This is a genomic window from Clostridium acidisoli DSM 12555 (assembly GCF_900176305.1).
In the GTDB taxonomy this organism is placed as follows: domain Bacteria; phylum Bacillota; class Clostridia; order Clostridiales; family Clostridiaceae; genus Clostridium_I; species Clostridium_I acidisoli.
The window spans coordinates 516,351-531,122 of sequence record NZ_FWXH01000003.1 but is presented as its reverse complement, the minus strand read 5'-3'; the positions used below and the strand labels follow the sequence as shown (position 1 = coordinate 531,122).

The 14,772-nt window shown below is 30.2% G+C and carries 20 protein-coding genes; 1 reads left to right on the top strand and 19 read right to left on the bottom strand.

The features are described from left to right. Positions 1-47: 47 nt before the first annotated feature. The 19 genes from B8978_RS07675 to B8978_RS07585 form a co-directional block, all read right to left on the bottom strand. Positions 48-512 (bottom strand): VOC family protein, encoded by a 465-nt coding sequence (locus B8978_RS07675; protein WP_084115047.1) that lies wholly within the window; start codon positions 510-512, stop codon positions 48-50. A gap of 80 nt (positions 513-592) precedes the next feature. Then, positions 593-1,084: a GNAT family N-acetyltransferase gene (locus B8978_RS07670; protein ID WP_084115046.1), complete on the bottom strand. Its 492-nt coding sequence runs from the start codon at positions 1,082-1,084 to the stop codon at positions 593-595. Between the two features lie 79 nt (positions 1,085-1,163). Next, positions 1,164-1,610, bottom strand: coding sequence for a hypothetical protein (locus B8978_RS07665; protein ID WP_084115045.1), 447 nt, complete (start codon positions 1,608-1,610; stop codon positions 1,164-1,166). A gap of 303 nt (positions 1,611-1,913) precedes the next feature. After that, positions 1,914-2,417, bottom strand: a complete 504-nt coding sequence (locus B8978_RS07660) for a histidine phosphatase family protein (protein ID WP_084115044.1) — start codon at positions 2,415-2,417, stop codon at positions 1,914-1,916. A 105-nt stretch (positions 2,418-2,522) separates the two neighbouring features. Then, on the bottom strand, positions 2,523-2,981 hold the full coding sequence (locus B8978_RS07655; protein WP_084115043.1) for a GNAT family N-acetyltransferase: 459 nt from the start codon (positions 2,979-2,981) through the stop codon (positions 2,523-2,525). 51 nt (positions 2,982-3,032) lie between these two features. Further along, a complete protein-coding gene (locus B8978_RS07650) occupies positions 3,033-3,875 on the bottom strand; it encodes an alpha/beta hydrolase (RefSeq protein WP_207651876.1) in 843 nt (280 codons plus the stop codon). 114 nt (positions 3,876-3,989) lie between these two features. Next, a complete protein-coding gene (locus B8978_RS07645) occupies positions 3,990-4,508 on the bottom strand; it encodes a GNAT family N-acetyltransferase (protein WP_084115042.1) in 519 nt (172 codons plus the stop codon). Between the two features lie 53 nt (positions 4,509-4,561). After that, complete coding sequence (locus tag B8978_RS07640) at positions 4,562-5,098, bottom strand: GNAT family N-acetyltransferase (RefSeq protein ID WP_084115041.1); 537 nt, start codon at positions 5,096-5,098, stop codon at positions 4,562-4,564. Between the two features lie 52 nt (positions 5,099-5,150). After that, positions 5,151-6,398, bottom strand: coding sequence for a GNAT family N-acetyltransferase (locus B8978_RS07635; RefSeq protein ID WP_084115040.1), 1,248 nt, complete (start codon positions 6,396-6,398; stop codon positions 5,151-5,153). Between the two features lie 44 nt (positions 6,399-6,442). Beyond that, positions 6,443-7,345, bottom strand: coding sequence for an NAD-dependent epimerase/dehydratase family protein (locus tag B8978_RS07630; protein WP_084115039.1), 903 nt, complete (start codon positions 7,343-7,345; stop codon positions 6,443-6,445). A 49-nt stretch (positions 7,346-7,394) separates the two neighbouring features. After that, positions 7,395-8,084, bottom strand: a complete 690-nt coding sequence (locus B8978_RS07625; RefSeq protein WP_084115038.1) for an NAD(P)H-dependent oxidoreductase — start codon at positions 8,082-8,084, stop codon at positions 7,395-7,397. Between the two features lie 68 nt (positions 8,085-8,152). Further along, positions 8,153-8,659 (bottom strand): GNAT family N-acetyltransferase, encoded by a 507-nt coding sequence (locus B8978_RS07620; RefSeq protein WP_084115037.1) that lies wholly within the window; start codon positions 8,657-8,659, stop codon positions 8,153-8,155. 23 nt (positions 8,660-8,682) lie between these two features. After that, positions 8,683-9,393: an HAD family hydrolase gene (locus tag B8978_RS07615; RefSeq protein WP_084115036.1), complete on the bottom strand. Its 711-nt coding sequence runs from the start codon at positions 9,391-9,393 to the stop codon at positions 8,683-8,685. 58 nt (positions 9,394-9,451) lie between these two features. Then, positions 9,452-9,688, bottom strand: coding sequence for a hypothetical protein (locus tag B8978_RS07610; protein WP_176212638.1), 237 nt, complete (start codon positions 9,686-9,688; stop codon positions 9,452-9,454). Positions 9,689-9,715: 27 nt separating this feature from the next. Continuing rightward, on the bottom strand, positions 9,716-10,279 hold the full coding sequence (locus B8978_RS07605; RefSeq protein WP_084115035.1) for a GNAT family N-acetyltransferase: 564 nt from the start codon (positions 10,277-10,279) through the stop codon (positions 9,716-9,718). Positions 10,280-10,323: 44 nt separating this feature from the next. Continuing rightward, entirely contained in the window at positions 10,324-10,740 is a 417-nt protein-coding gene (locus B8978_RS07600; protein ID WP_084115117.1) for a pyridoxamine 5'-phosphate oxidase family protein, read from the bottom strand. A 71-nt stretch (positions 10,741-10,811) separates the two neighbouring features. Continuing rightward, the gene (locus tag B8978_RS07595; protein ID WP_084115034.1) at positions 10,812-11,591 is read right to left on the bottom strand and encodes an alpha/beta fold hydrolase; all 780 of its coding nucleotides are present in this window, start codon (positions 11,589-11,591) and stop codon (positions 10,812-10,814) included. A 54-nt stretch (positions 11,592-11,645) separates the two neighbouring features. Next, positions 11,646-13,142 (bottom strand): hypothetical protein, encoded by a 1,497-nt coding sequence (locus B8978_RS07590; RefSeq protein ID WP_084115033.1) that lies wholly within the window; start codon positions 13,140-13,142, stop codon positions 11,646-11,648. Between the two features lie 45 nt (positions 13,143-13,187). Beyond that, entirely contained in the window at positions 13,188-13,805 is a 618-nt protein-coding gene (locus B8978_RS07585) for an HAD family hydrolase (RefSeq protein ID WP_084115032.1), read from the bottom strand. Positions 13,806-13,965: 160 nt separating this feature from the next. Between B8978_RS07585 and fabG the strand changes: the two genes are divergently transcribed. Continuing rightward, the gene (gene fabG / locus B8978_RS07580; RefSeq protein ID WP_084115031.1) at positions 13,966-14,721 is read left to right on the top strand and encodes a 3-oxoacyl-[acyl-carrier-protein] reductase; all 756 of its coding nucleotides are present in this window, start codon (positions 13,966-13,968) and stop codon (positions 14,719-14,721) included. The last annotated feature ends 51 nt before the right edge of the window (positions 14,722-14,772 follow it).

The following is a 14,772-nucleotide window of genomic DNA, read 5'->3' as shown; positions in this document are numbered from 1 at the left end:
ACTATTTATATTACTCAACTTTAAATTGGAATTTAGCATGCTATTATTTAGGAGTTAGATTCTATATCTATCCAACTTTGTAATTCTATAATATTACCTTCAGGGTCTTGTGCATAGATAAATACTGCTTCCTGTCCGTTCGGATACGCGGCAGTAACCAATTCTCCGATTCTAGCTCCACCCGCATTTATAATTTCTTTTAAAGTTGTTTCAACATCGTCTACTTCAAAAGCTATATGAGCAATACCAGGACGGTTAATCTCTGGAACTAATGCTTCTTTCAGCACATCATATGAAAATATTTCAAGCGTTGGGTGATCCTCACCATAACCGGGCAAAAGAAGATGCTCTCCTGAAATATGTGCTTTGTTTATTCCTGTAAGTCTGTCTAACCACACCCCTCGAAGATCACGTGTCTCATTGATGCTTTTACATTTAACTACAGTCTTATAAAATTCAATCAGTTTTCTTGCATCTTTTGCAATAATATTTGTATGTACATATCGAAACATGTTTAATCACTCCTCACTTTCTTACTGTTCACAAATTGCTATTTATAATACTTAACATTAAATTGAATACGTAAACTTAGTTATAATAAATGATAATGCGGGATAATATCTTGATAACTTCCGTCTTTCATTAAAAATCCCCCAGGAATTGTTCCTAACTTGACAAAGCCCAATTTATCATATAAGCGCAGTGCAAAATAATTATTACTAACCACCGCATTAAACTGTAATATCCTAAATCCCATTTTTTTTGCCTCTGTCATACAATCTTTTACCAAAAGTTCTCCTATATGATTGCCTCGTTCATCACTTTTTACCGCATAACTAGCATTACAAATATGGACACATCTTCCTACATTATTAGGATGCATGATATATAATCCACAAATTTTATTAGTATCATTGTTTATAGCTATTCCTGTATAAGATTGATTTGAAAAGAATTTTTTTCCTGTTTCCACATCAAGCTTCTCTAATTGTGGGAACGCAACGCCGTCTTCAACCACTTCATTCCATATTTCTATTGCCGCTTCAATATCATCATCAGAAAATTTTCTAATAATATTTGCCATTTTGCTCCTCCTAAATTATTATTTGTTATTTACTTTATAACAATCTTGATAGATTCTATCCACTATTTCATTCAACAATTTATGCAGCTTCATATTTATCAGTAATGTACCAATTAGTACCTGTGATTTTTACAGTGAATGTTATAGGAATATCTCTTGAACCCCCTATACTTTTACCGGTAGCATCTTTTATCATAACCGAATAAGTCATCTTAACATAAACTATGTCTTTTTTCACACTTTGTGAATCTTCTTTTAAACTAAAATCTACCTTAAAAGGTTTTTTATATTGAGGATCATTTACAGCATATACATTATATATATTGGTATATTTGAATACCCTCTCTGAAACATGCTTTGATAATTCTTCAGAATATCCTTTATCAGTTAAAAAAGTCTCTTTAACTACATTGTCTATATTAACTACTTTAGTCGAAGTATTATTGCTTGTCCCACATGATGTTAATATAGATAGAAAGAATATAAAAAGTACTAAGCAAATTCCTTTATTTTTTATAATAAACACATCCTTTAGCTTTGAATTTTATTACACTGCATTATTTTCTTCATAGCGCTTCATTCCCCACCAGTTTGAAAGTAGCTCTTCTAACACCTGATGGCGGTTCGTGGCGAAAGGCAATTAATAAATGGTGATACATCAGTAGGATAATACTGATCTTTAGCCTTATTGTACAATTCTTTCCATATATCCATAGTTGTCCCTCCTAGATTACTATTTGTTATTTACTTTATAACAATATTTATAAAATCATATGTCTATATTCTCAATTTTAATACATTTTGTTTCGTTAAAGTCAAATTTTACTACCTATGGCATAAGTAGCCTTATTTCATTAAAATCTTTATATCCAAATGCAGATTCATAATAGTTTATAATTGTACTCAATGCAGTTCCATGTGTCCCTATAACTATCTTTTTTCCATAAAATTTCTTTAAAACCTTTTTCAATGCTTTTATATTTCGTTCTTGTACCTCATTCAAACATTCTCCATCTGATAGTTTAAAATTAAAGTCTTCCCACTGCCTTTGAGAAAATCCATGAAAATCATCTATCCAACAACTATCAACTTTTCTTTCTCTAAAATCTTCAACTAATTCAACCTTCATATTGCTTGTTTCAACAAATGGTTTTATTGTATCTATTGCTCTTCTGTATGGACTTGACAATGCAACCTCTATCTCCTTATCTTTAAAATAAGTTGCAACCTTTAAAGCATCCTTTTTACCCTTATCTGTTAACGGTCTACTTGCATCATCATGAACAGAATAATCTGGTTCGGCATGTCTAATAAAGTATACTACTGTTTTCATATATCCTCCTAAATTTTAAAAGAACTATCTGTACTTTTTATATGATATATAGGTAAATGCTCACCTACAAATTTCTATTTATTTCACTCAATCTTAAATTGGAATTCACTTGATGGACATAACATAAATTTGACATGGATTCCATTTATCCCAAAGTGTAGGGAAACACTCAAATTCTTTAAATCCAAGCTTCTTATAAAATGCTATTGTTCTATCGTATTCATCATAACAACCTTCTTTTACTGTCTTTACTTGCATATATAAGTAGCCCTGTTCTTTAGCATAATCATAACAATATTGAAACAGATTCTTACCAATTTTTTTTCTATGTAATTCTTTTAATACTCCTATAACATAAAGTTCAACAGTATATGGACTTGTTTCTTTTAATACAGCAAATCCTCTTGCAAGTTCATCTTCTACATCAGCCCAAAAGTGCAAATCTTTACTTTGCTGTATATATTTTTTCGTACTTTCTGGCAATCCAAACCAATCTGGTAAATTAGTTAATATTTCTTTGGCTATTTTTTCTTTTTGTTCTTTATCATCTATAATACATATCATTATATTTCTCCATTCAACTTAGAACTTATCATCTCACGATTGTGCTCATAATCATAGCAATATTTGGATTATTTCATTTAATGCTCGCTTAGCCTCTGGAATAAACGGCATCATAGGATAACAATGACACATGCCATTTCCTATATGCATATGGTATGTAACACCATGTTTTTTACAAGCCCTTTCAAAATAATCCGCTTCAGCATATAGTACTTCATCTGTTCCATAGTAAAAATGTATTTCCGGCATATCGGTAAAATCGCCTCGAGCTCCCGAAAGCATATATTTAGGAATATCTTTTCCGTGAGTCATGATGTCCTTCATGTGCAACATAAACCCAGCATCAACAATAATATCTTTTTCAGATAAATTTCGCATCTTTGCCGTTTCTTCTTCACTTAGTGGGACACACCCCGGTGAACATGCAATGATTTGTTTAGGTATTGGCAAGAAATTGTTTTGCTCATGATTGTATTGACAAAGCCCTATGCTTAATGCAGCTCCTGAGGAAAAGCCAAGGAAAGATATGTTTTCAGCATCATATTCTTTCAGCATTCTTTTGTAAACTTCAAATAACATATTATAGAGCATATCAATACTGTTTTCTATGCATAAAGGGTAATAAGGAAACCATATGTCCGATTTACTTCGTTTCCCCACTCTCGCCGCAAATTTGATATTGCTACCATGGGGGCTTAAAATCATACCCCCGCCATAAAGAAAAAGAATTGCCTTTTGTGATTTTTCCGTATTTTCACTAATTTTGAGACAATGAAAACGGTCAAGAAATACAATATCTTTATATTGATACTGTTTGCCATTTGGAATTTTAAAGCTACGCCTATGATTTATCTTTTGTACTTTCAACAGGAGTTCTTTTGTCGGTAATGACAATATCTTCTTTATACCGCTTTCTTTCAGAATAATTTTAAATACCTTATAACGAATACTTATTTTTCACACCTTCTTTGAGTCAACACCACTTATTATTTAAGAATAATGTGTATTTTAGTTGGCTATTAATGTAATACTATACTTGTATAGATTTTCATTTTCCTCTTCATCAAAAATTGTTCCAAGTAGTTTACCATTGTTCTTTTCTATAATTTTTCTTGAAGCTATATTATCTATGTTACAAGTAACTATTGCTTCTTTTATGCCTATTTCTTCTGCCTTATCTAATGCCAATTTTAGAATTTGAGTACCATAACCCTTATTTCTATAACTTGGTGATATATCATATCCTATGTGTCCATCCGTACTTACATCTTCATGTCTAACTCGTACGACCCCTACAACTTCATCATTATCTATTAGCCAAAATGTTGATGTTCTTACCCATCCTTCAGGTATTTCTATGCCTCGAGAAAGATTATTCAGGTAATTTAAATAACCATGAAAATCCTCCAATCCTTTTTTGTACATATGCAGATAATGTATATCATTTTTTCTTTTATATGCCAAAACATAATTTTCAAAGCTCTTTTGATATTCTCTTCTGGGTTCAACTAAGAATAAATTATTCATAAATCTTTCTCCATTCTTGTATACTCATTTTGTTTAATGAGATAAATTAAAATCTATCGATATCTACGATAATAAAAGTAACTGTCACTTTCCATATTAGGTTGTTTATGTCCAATTGGAATTCTTTTCTCAAATAATTTAAACTGTGCCTTTTCTGCAACTTTACATGAGGCAGTATTTTCACAATCGATAGTAAGAATCATATATGAAATATCTGATACACTTATGCACCATTCATATAGAGCCTTTAGTGCTTCTGTTGCATATCCATTACCCACATGATCTTCATCTATAAAATATGCCATTTCCACTTCATTTAACGTGTCCTCCAAACCCATTCCAACCATACCAATTAGCTCATCTGTTTCTTTTGGTACAACAGCATATCTTTTGTTTTCATAAATATTTTTTGATTCCTTTTGTGTCTGAAGCCACTTAATATACCCTAAAAGTCTTCCTTCGACAATGCTATTTTCAGACCAATCTCTCATAAATCGTATTACATTTTTTTGCCATATAATCTTCATTAAATTTTCCTTATCTTTAAGTTGAAAATCACGAATAATTAATCTTTCTGTTTCTATTAGCATATTTTTTCCTCTCTGTATCAGTTAATTTTATCTAATGTGAATTAAGCTTTTGTTAATCCCATTGTCCTGGAAATCTTAATTTTTGTAGTTTAGAAAATTTTTTATTATATTCTTCTACTTCTTCCTTTGGAAGATTATCAAAAACTTTGGATTCGTAAAATTTTCCTTTTATGTATTTCATGCTATCTTTTCCTAATTCAATTCCCATAAATGCGTCAAAATTTTTACCGTCAGCCGTTGTAATATTGAAATTGTCACATGTTTTAAATCCTACTCTAGGGTAATAATCTGGCTCTCCAAAAATTACAATCCCTTTATACCCTTTATCTGCAGCTAATTTCATTGTTTCCCTTAATAACAGTTCACCAACTCCACATCCTTGCCATTTAGGATCTACACAAAGAGGTCCAAATGTTATAATTTCATGTATATCTGACGCATCAACAACTCTTGCCTTTGAATACATTATACATCCTATTACTTCTCCATCCTTTACAGCTATTCTGCTTAGTTCTGGAAGATAGTCTTTATCTTGACGCATTTTATGCACAAGGTAGTGTTCGTCACATCCAAGATGATGTTTATTCCAAAATGCATGCTGTGTCATTAATTCTACCTTGTACCAATCATCCGGTGTTTCCATTCTAACCTCTATTTCATCGTTATTAAATTTTTTCTTTTCTTTTAATAACCATCCAAATTCTAGCTTTACTTCTTTTCTTTGTGAATCATTATTCTTGTAGCAACAAGTGTCTATACCAATCAAGCTAAAGCCTTCATGCTGATAAAAGTCTACTGCATTAACATTACAAGATTGTGTTTCTAGTATAATAACACGACGACGTTCCCTTCTTGCTTGTTCCTTGGCTATTTCAATTAGTTCATGACCTATTCCTTGCTTTTGATATTCTTCTGCTACCCAAAGTTCTATAATTCTTAGACGATTAGGCCCTAATTCTTGATTAGTTTCAATTGCAGCAACTAATTCAAAATTAACTACCACACCCCAAGCATAAACATTCTCCCTGAAATTTTCATATAATCTATCTTTCAAATCATATTCTTCTAGAGTATAAGTTACTGGCTCTGTAAAGTTTTTCTTTTCTATATCGATAGCAAATCCTTTATCTGTTTTATTTACTATAACATCATAATACTTATCTGTTGTATATTTTATTGGAATTACAGTTCCTTTCCATTTCTCTTTTATTAAGTGTATAATTTCGTATTTCATAGCTTTTAACCCTTCTTCATTTATTATCTTAGCATTGTCTAGTTCTGCTAACTTTATATTTAACATGCTACTATCTACAAAATTAATATTTAAATTATCATTAAAATAAATTACTCAAAATTTTGTTGAATAAATTCGATATATCCCTTTTTTACAAATTCGTGAGGATGGCATTTAAACCATTGGTAAGACTCTTTTAATCCTTCAAATAAATTCTTTTGCTCTGGTAATAATTCGTTTTGTTTTGAGACATCTAAGATATATTCATAATTATAAAAACTAAAATAATCTCTTTGATTATCATGGTTAGTTACATATATTTTTTCTAACGGAGTCCCTACCACTTTATAACATAGTTCAACAAATGTATTTATATCTACCACTTCTGTATTTCCAACATTTAATATATGTTCCTTAGGGTGGTTTTCTAGAATTTTTTCAATAACTTTACACAAATCATCTACATGAAAAAATTGTAATTTCATCTTCCCATCGTTAGGAATATAAAATTTCCTGTTTTTTAAAGCGCATTCAAATACAAATGGCTCTCTATATACGTTTTGCATTGGTCCATATAGATATGGAGGTCTTAAAATATATGAATTCGGAACTCTTGAAAGTAGATATTCTTCCGCTTCTATCTTATCAGTTCCATATTTGCCCCAGATAGAATTCAAACCAAGCTTTTGATTTTCAGAAAATGGCTGCTCATTTGTTTCAGGATAAACGGCAGAAGAACTAATAAATATATAATCCTTAAATTGACCTAATCCATCTAATATATTTCTAATATCCTTCTGATTATATCCACATACGTCGATTACGGCATCAAAAGAATATTTTAGTAAAGAATCTTCCAAATTATTTCTATCTGCACATATAAAATTGACATTCTCCAATTGCTGTTTTGTGCCCCTATTTAAAACATAAACTTCATAATTTTTTGTCTCAAAATATCTTGCTACATATTTACTAACAAATACAGTTCCACCTGTAACTAATATACGTTTCATAAAGTCCTCCTTTAATTTTTTTGTTTTATCATTTAAAATACCTCTCTTTTCACTTCCAAGGACGTTGTTTACCTGTCCACCCTTTTTTATTCCAATATACCTTATCCGCCTCATTCCAACTACTTTTCTGCATCATTCGCATAATGAAAAAGAAGCCAATTGTCTTAATTCCAGGCTTGACTTTCCCATTTCTTTTATTTATTTTATTTGCCATTATCGTCGTTTTTCGCTCTATCTTCTTTTTTGTCTTATCATCAATCTTCTCATAAGAAGTTGCCCGAACTGCAACACCATATTTATAAATCTTTGGAATACCCCAGAAGAACAAACTATCCGCCATATCCTTATTTGTGGATTTCATACCTGCGCCTGCTGCTGTTGAAATGCATACCGCCTGTTTTGAAAACATTTTTTCCTCCGGTCGATGCACCATATAGCGGTATCCATAATGATCAAGTAACGTCTTCATGGGTCCTGTAGCATGGAATACATATACTGGACTTGCAAAAATCAACACATCTGCATTATCTATAGCCTTCGTTATTGGAAGCAATTTTTCATAATGTGGACAAAGTGACTCTTGCTTTATAATACAATTAGTACACCCAACACAAAATTGATCAAAATCCCTTGGAAGGAAAAATTCCTTAATATCTCCAGTGAGTTTCTTCGCCAGCATCCTTCCTATATTATAAGTAGAGCCTTTATGATTCTGCCCATAAATAAGAACAATTTTCATATCATCATTCTCCTCACTTAATATTAATTCCTAAAGTTGTAATATATCTTTTTACTTATATAATGAATCTATCTTATTTTTATTCTTGTATGATGTTCTTTTTCATCAGAATGATGTAAATAAGCCTGGTTATTCAGTTGTACTTTTAATGAAGCAGGATTGTCGATATGAACACTCAAATAAATTTCATCTTCCTTTATAATATCTTTTGCCTTTACTATTGCTAATGTCAATCCTTTAGTAGCATACCCTTTACCTCGATAGCTTTTATGAATACCATATCCAATATGTCCCGCACCATTTCTTAAAGAATCTGTTAACCAGTGCCTTATCTTGAATAAACCAACAATATTATTGTCATCCCATAAAAAATATAACGTCTGTGGTACATAACCATTAGGTAAACCTATACCTTTAGAATATTTTATAATTCCTGGCAATGCTCGATTAATAAAATCTTCATAGGAAAATTCATTATATTTGTTTTCAAAACCATTTTCATATGCAGGTGTATCTTTAAGAAATTGATACTCTTTTTCAACATCTTCTACATTTGCTTCTTTCAAATAAATCATATTACCACCTCTTAAATTTGAATTTATCTAATTAATTCTAATAATTCATTTAGGGATTTAATCTCAATAAAATTTTTGTTATTAATATCAGTATCATATTTACGGTTTATAAAAACTGGTGTAAAGCCAAAATTCTCAGACCCTAGAACATCAGCTTCAAAGTTATCCCCAATGAAGTAAACTTGCTCCATTTCAATGCTAGTATCATACTTCTTAATATCATCAAATACAATTTTAAATAAATCTTTATGCGGCTTTCTTATCTTATAATCCGCACTAAAGTGTATATTAATAAAATATTTTTCTAAATCATATTGGTTAATGAATTTTTTCATTACATTCTTTTTAAATATGGAATTACTTAATAAGTAAACTGGAATTTCTAACAACTTAAGTTGCTCTAAGGTAGAAATAGTGTCATTAAACAATTCAGTAGTATTTATTTCAAGTGCACAATTATACAAAATTTCTTCTAACGGGTAATTCACTTTAAAACCATATTTATTTTTAAAATCTAAAAGTTCATCTTCAAATGCCAATTCTGTATTATCTTCGCTTCTTTTATCATAGAGTTCTTTCCAATATGTAACTGCATAATTTAGGAATTGAACTTTATCAGTATTTTTTGATAAAATATTTTCATGTAGATAAGATAAACCCGAATCAAAATCGAATTTAATATCATGGAGCAATGTCTCAAATAAATCAAATACAATGACTCTAACTTTTGCCATAAAACCTCTCCTACAAATTACTATCTATAATACTTAACATTAAATTAGAAATTTATCGTTATTTAAATGCATTGTAAGTAGCCTCAGCCACTAACGACATTTCATTTAAAAACTTCTCTCTAAAATCCTTCTCCAAAAAATGTATTTCAGTAGCATGTGCCTTACATAAAAATAAAGTATACCCTTTAAAACGTTGATAATCCCCTAATACGACATACCCAGTTTTTAACTTCTTAACAAAATATCTGTTTTTCCCTTCAAGCGTTTCTTGAATTCTATCGCATACTCCACACATACATATCTCCCATTAAAAAATTGAAACTTATCTCTTTTTAAAATAATATGATGAATATTCCGTCCCATCATGTCCAACCAACTTTTCTTCAGTAGGTATAAAACCTAATTCCTTTAAAGCTATTATTCTTTCACTTCCAATAGAAAATGCCTTTGTTGCTATCATGTCACATCCAAACAATGGATAAGTTTTATCGATAATCAATTTTAAAATATCTATTATATTGTCCTTGATTTCATAATCACTTCTCAAATCTAAACGAAGAAGGCCGCAATTATTAAAATAATCTTTAGAATCTCTATGAAATAATTCTATTGTTCCAATTAAAACGTTATATTTTTTATCTACAATAGACCATCTTACAAAACCTTTCTGCTCATATTCCAATTTCCAATAATCAAGAGCCTGCTTCATTCTTTCACGCGTATTATAGTAAAAATCATCTCCACCACAATTATCACTATTAAATAAAGGAACTGCTTTTTTATCAGAATATACTTTTAGCAAGTCATCGCAATCATCTATTGAAATAAATCTTAATTTGAATCGTTTATCTTCAAATTGGGGGCAAGTTACATATACACTATCCATATTTATTCTTATTCTCCACTTCAAATTAGAATTTTGTTTATCAATTACACTACAAAGTCTTCTGACTTAAGATTGCTATAATATCTACCTCTAAGAACAGTAAATTTCATGACACAATAGTCTAAATCTGTTACCCCTTCTTTATAGTACATAGTGTCACCCTCTCTCCATATTCTTTCTTTGGCTTCCGATGTTTCTAAAACCTCAATTGTACCAACCAAACTTACTCCACGAAAGAATCTTTTATCAACAAAATAAATGCTTGCCTTAGGGTTGTCTCTAAAAAACTTAACTTTATTAGAAGATGTATTGGTTGAAAGCCAAAATGTTTTAATGCCCTCTCTCTCTCTTGGCTTCAACATGGCTTTTGTTATTGGGTATCCTTCTTCATCAATATAACTAATAAAGGTTAGTGTTGATTTATCAATTAGATTTCCAATTGTTTGCTCTGGATTTTTCATCATAGTAATATCCTCCCATAATTTTTCTTTTATTATATTACTCAACCTTAAATTCAATTCATTTCTAAAGCCTATAATTCTCGTGAATAAAGAATACCTTTCTTAATTGCTTCTGCTAATCCCTTTGGATTTTCCCAAGCCATAGCGTGTCCTGCTGATTTTACAATTTCGGTATTTATCATGTGTCTCTCTAGCTCAATTTTATTATTATCTGGTAAAGAGTTTTCACCAAAAATGAATGTACTTTTGCATCTCAATGAATATAATATTTCACGCCATGACGGATCTGCTCCATCAACTGCTGACCTTGAAATTCTACTAATTGCGGTAGAAGAGCAAACCGATAATGTGGCTATCCACATAGAACTTTCACTAGAATTTTCATTGACAATTTCATCAAATATCCCATTTATAAAATCTTCCTCTGGATAGGTCCCAAATTCATAACTTGATGAACCTTGACTACTTTTATCTAAATTAGCTTCACTAAGAATAATTGTTTCGATATTCTCTTTACATTTATTAGCAAGTTCAAGTGCAATTGCTCCACCTAAACTATGTGCAAAAATAATAATCTTATCAAGCTTTAAGTCTTGTACAAAATTATACAAATAATTTGCATGCTCTTTTACGGTATATAAATAGTTGTCTGGTTTATCACTAAATCCACTACCAAGCAAGTCTATTAATATTCGCCTGTGATTTATTAAATCAGTTTGTGCTGCTACTTCAGGATAATCAAATGAACCAGCACAGCCTAAGCCATGAATAAATAATATTGGCGTATCTTCACCAGGTAAATCATGATATCTCATCTTATTGTTAATGTTATCTACTATGTATTCTTTCATAAAAACAATCATTCCTTTCGCTGTGCTAAAGGCACAAAAAAACATGAAAATGTGTTAATTTTTATTTACTTCTTTTACATACTGCCATGTTATTCCGTTATCTTTTGATTGGTACAAAGCTTTACTATTTCCATTATAATCTCCATCAGATCCTTCTCCAACTAGCACATTAAGGCTGCCATCTTTTTTATAAGGCATACCGGGTAAATCAAAAGGATTATAGGATTCTCCACTTTTTAATGCTACTTTTATTTCTGGAAAATTAACCATCTTATACGTTACACCTCCATCTTCTGTACGATATAATTGTCCATTTGTTCCTCCACTATAAGATAAACATAAAAATCCAAGTTTATCATTTAAAAAGGTTATTCCTGCTGCAACTCCAATCTTCCCAGAGAATGGATCTGCATTTATTGTATTCCATGTGGTTCCGCCATCTCTAGTTCCAGTTAATGAATAAGATCTACTTCCAGCTGCAGCCGCCGTTATTTCTAAGCGATACCCAACTTGCTTTGATAAATAAAATTTATTTGAAGTATTATAGGATTGATCAAAAATGTTTTTATTTTCTGTTGATGGCTCTGGTGTTTTAATATTATTTAAATTACTTACTAAATTATATCTAACAGGCGGATATTGATTTTCTTTACCTGGTACATATACAGAAACGATGTATCCTACTATTTCAGAATAAGCATTAGTGGGTGAATTTACCTTCCCCTTTGAATCAATATAAACAATACCTTGTGTGTTGTATCCAAAGCTTCGTTTTCCATAATAAAGAATACCATACTGCTTTTCATTCCAACTGCTTACTGTTTTCTTAAGTGGAATTACCTTCACCGTCTTAATTAATGGTTCTAAAAGCTTATCATTACTATAATTTGCATTTACATAGCCATTTAAAATTATAGTTATATTTTTTGAATTATTACTGTTATAACTTATTAAATAACTTTCCAATTTACCTTTATCGTTTTTCCCGTAAACATATGTATCAAAAGTTGTAATCTTCCCATTGGAATCAAAAGTAAGACTAAAATTACTTGCAACATATAATTTTTCAGGCATATTGATTTTTTTATTAATATCCGTAAGTATCCCTTCTATGCCAGTTTCATATATATTATTATGTTCAAGTTCTACACTTTTTTTATTTTTTAAATCACGTAAGACCCATGACAACTTTCCATTGTAATTTATTGAACTATTATATATTTTCACTCCATAAAAACATGTTATAATCACTATACTTATTACCACTGCACAAATCCGTATTATTTTTGAGCGAGAATGTTCCTCCCATCTATCTTCACCTTGTTGCTCTTTAATCTCTTTCATTTTTATAACTCTAATTATTAGGATTATAAAAAATGCCAAAAAAAACACCATACAACCTAATAATATTGTTACATTATGTTTAACTCTTCCGAATTTACATAAAGTATATAGTTCATAAAATGAAATCCAATATACTAATACAAATACAAAGCAAGTTATTATTGATAAAACTAATCCTTTTGTTGTGTTTTTGTTATGTTTTTCCATCTTCTCCTCCGTCATTCATATTGATTTTATATCCTTGCAATTATATTAAATTTCTTCAATTGATAAATTCTTAAGTTCTTGAATAAGTCTTTCATAATTTCTTTTTTCATGATCAAAATAAATAACATTCATTCCCATACTTTTAGGAATAATAAGATTTTTTTCTTGATTATCAATGAATACGCACTCATCAGGAGTTACATTAAAGCACTTCACAATTTTCTCAAAAATCTCATTACAATCTTTTCCTGATCCAACATCCGCCGAAATAGTGATTGCATCAAATGTTTTATTCCAATCATAATATTTAACAATGTCATCTATGCGATCCTTCTTGTTGTCAGTAACCATGCCAATTTTATAGCTCTGCTTTTTCAGTTTATCTATAAGTGCTATCATTTGACTATCTATAGGAGTATTTATAAAGGATTTATATAATATACTTATATCGATTTTTGTATTTAGTCCTTTACACAATGTTTCCCAAATATTTTCATGATTGATTTTTCCGTACAAAAGGTCATCATTGTATTTACAATACTCTTTCTTAAATACTTCTGTATCTAAGCCAGTTTCCTTACAAATGTAATTACATATCGACTGTGACCCAGTTGAATCAGTCGTTAATACACCATCAAAATCAAATAATATTGCTTTAATCATATTAATTCACTTCCCATTATGTTCATTATGCCATATTTCTTAGCATTTCATCTAGTACCACTATTCTACAAATAGACTTAATTTCCTTTAAATTATACAGAATTTAATGTTATAATTAAACAATACCAAATTGTATTATACATATCAAGGGAGGTAAAATATGTCTGATTTAGGTTTAAGTAATAAAATAGCTTTAATAACTGGAGGTACTCGGGGGCTAGGCAGGGCTATTGCCGAAAAATTAGGGGAAGAGAAGGTTACAGTAGTTATAACTGGTACTAATGAAGATAGAGCAAACCAAGTAGCAAATGAAATATCATTAGCTTATAATATTGAAACTTTAGGATTAAAACATGATGTAAGCTCAGAAGAATCAACAAAAGAAGTTGTAAAATGTATAATTGATAAATTTAAGAGAATAGATATTTTAGTAAACAATGCAGGTATTACAAGTGATGGTATAATGATGACGATGAAAAAAGAAAACTGGGATAAGGTGCTTAATATAAATCTTACAGGAGCATTTAATTGTACTAAATTCGTATCTAAACATATGTTAAAACAAAAATCAGGTAATATAGTAAATATAGCAAGTGTAGTAGGCCTAACAGGTAATGTTGGGCAAGCAAATTACTCTGCCTCTAAAGCTGGACTTATTGGTTTTACAAAAACAGTTGCTAGAGAATTAGCAGACCGAGGCATAACTGTAAATGCCATTGCGCCTGGATATATTTCTACTGATATGACATCTAAACTTTCTGATAAAATAAGTCAAGAAATATTGTCTAAAATTCCAATGAAAACATATGGTAGTTCTGAATCTGTAGCAAATGCAGTTTTGTTTCTAGTTTCAAATATGTCTGAATATATTACAGGTCAAGTTATAAATGTTGACGGTGGAATGGTAATGCATTAGATATAGATATAATCAATTGCCCATTAATATCTAAATTTTTAGTTATTAATG

What these genes read in the sequence shown, in the direction of transcription:
- B8978_RS07610 (WP_176212638.1), bottom strand. Translation starts at nt 9,688, where the DNA reads ATGTGTGGAGTATGCGATAGAATTCAAGAAACGCTTGAAGGGAAAAAC.
- B8978_RS07605 (WP_084115035.1), bottom strand. Translation starts at nt 10,279, where the DNA reads ATGGATAGTGTATATGTAACTTGCCCCCAATTTGAAGATAAACGATTC.
- B8978_RS07620 (WP_084115037.1), bottom strand. Translation starts at nt 8,659, where the DNA reads ATGATTTATTTGAAAGAAGCAAATGTAGAAGATGTTGAAAAAGAGTAT.
- B8978_RS07660 (WP_084115044.1), bottom strand. Translation starts at nt 2,417, where the DNA reads ATGAAAACAGTAGTATACTTTATTAGACATGCCGAACCAGATTATTCT.
- B8978_RS07655 (WP_084115043.1), bottom strand. Translation starts at nt 2,981, where the DNA reads ATGATATGTATTATAGATGATAAAGAACAAAAAGAAAAAATAGCCAAA.
- B8978_RS07590 (WP_084115033.1), bottom strand. Translation starts at nt 13,142, where the DNA reads ATGGAAAAACATAACAAAAACACAACAAAAGGATTAGTTTTATCAATA.
- fabG (WP_084115031.1), top strand. Translation starts at nt 13,966, where the DNA reads ATGTCTGATTTAGGTTTAAGTAATAAAATAGCTTTAATAACTGGAGGT.
- B8978_RS07640 (WP_084115041.1), bottom strand. Translation starts at nt 5,098, where the DNA reads ATGCTAATAGAAACAGAAAGATTAATTATTCGTGATTTTCAACTTAAA.
- B8978_RS07600 (WP_084115117.1), bottom strand. Translation starts at nt 10,740, where the DNA reads ATGAAAAATCCAGAGCAAACAATTGGAAATCTAATTGATAAATCAACA.
- B8978_RS07645 (WP_084115042.1), bottom strand. Translation starts at nt 4,508, where the DNA reads ATGAATAATTTATTCTTAGTTGAACCCAGAAGAGAATATCAAAAGAGC.
- B8978_RS07585 (WP_084115032.1), bottom strand. Translation starts at nt 13,805, where the DNA reads ATGATTAAAGCAATATTATTTGATTTTGATGGTGTATTAACGACTGAT.
- B8978_RS07625 (WP_084115038.1), bottom strand. Translation starts at nt 8,084, where the DNA reads ATGAAAATTGTTCTTATTTATGGGCAGAATCATAAAGGCTCTACTTAT.
- B8978_RS07595 (WP_084115034.1), bottom strand. Translation starts at nt 11,591, where the DNA reads ATGAAAGAATACATAGTAGATAACATTAACAATAAGATGAGATATCAT.
- B8978_RS07670 (WP_084115046.1), bottom strand. Translation starts at nt 1,084, where the DNA reads ATGGCAAATATTATTAGAAAATTTTCTGATGATGATATTGAAGCGGCA.
- B8978_RS07675 (WP_084115047.1), bottom strand. Translation starts at nt 512, where the DNA reads ATGTTTCGATATGTACATACAAATATTATTGCAAAAGATGCAAGAAAA.
- B8978_RS07615 (WP_084115036.1), bottom strand. Translation starts at nt 9,393, where the DNA reads ATGGCAAAAGTTAGAGTCATTGTATTTGATTTATTTGAGACATTGCTC.
- B8978_RS07635 (WP_084115040.1), bottom strand. Translation starts at nt 6,398, where the DNA reads ATGTTAAATATAAAGTTAGCAGAACTAGACAATGCTAAGATAATAAAT.
- B8978_RS07630 (WP_084115039.1), bottom strand. Translation starts at nt 7,345, where the DNA reads ATGAAACGTATATTAGTTACAGGTGGAACTGTATTTGTTAGTAAATAT.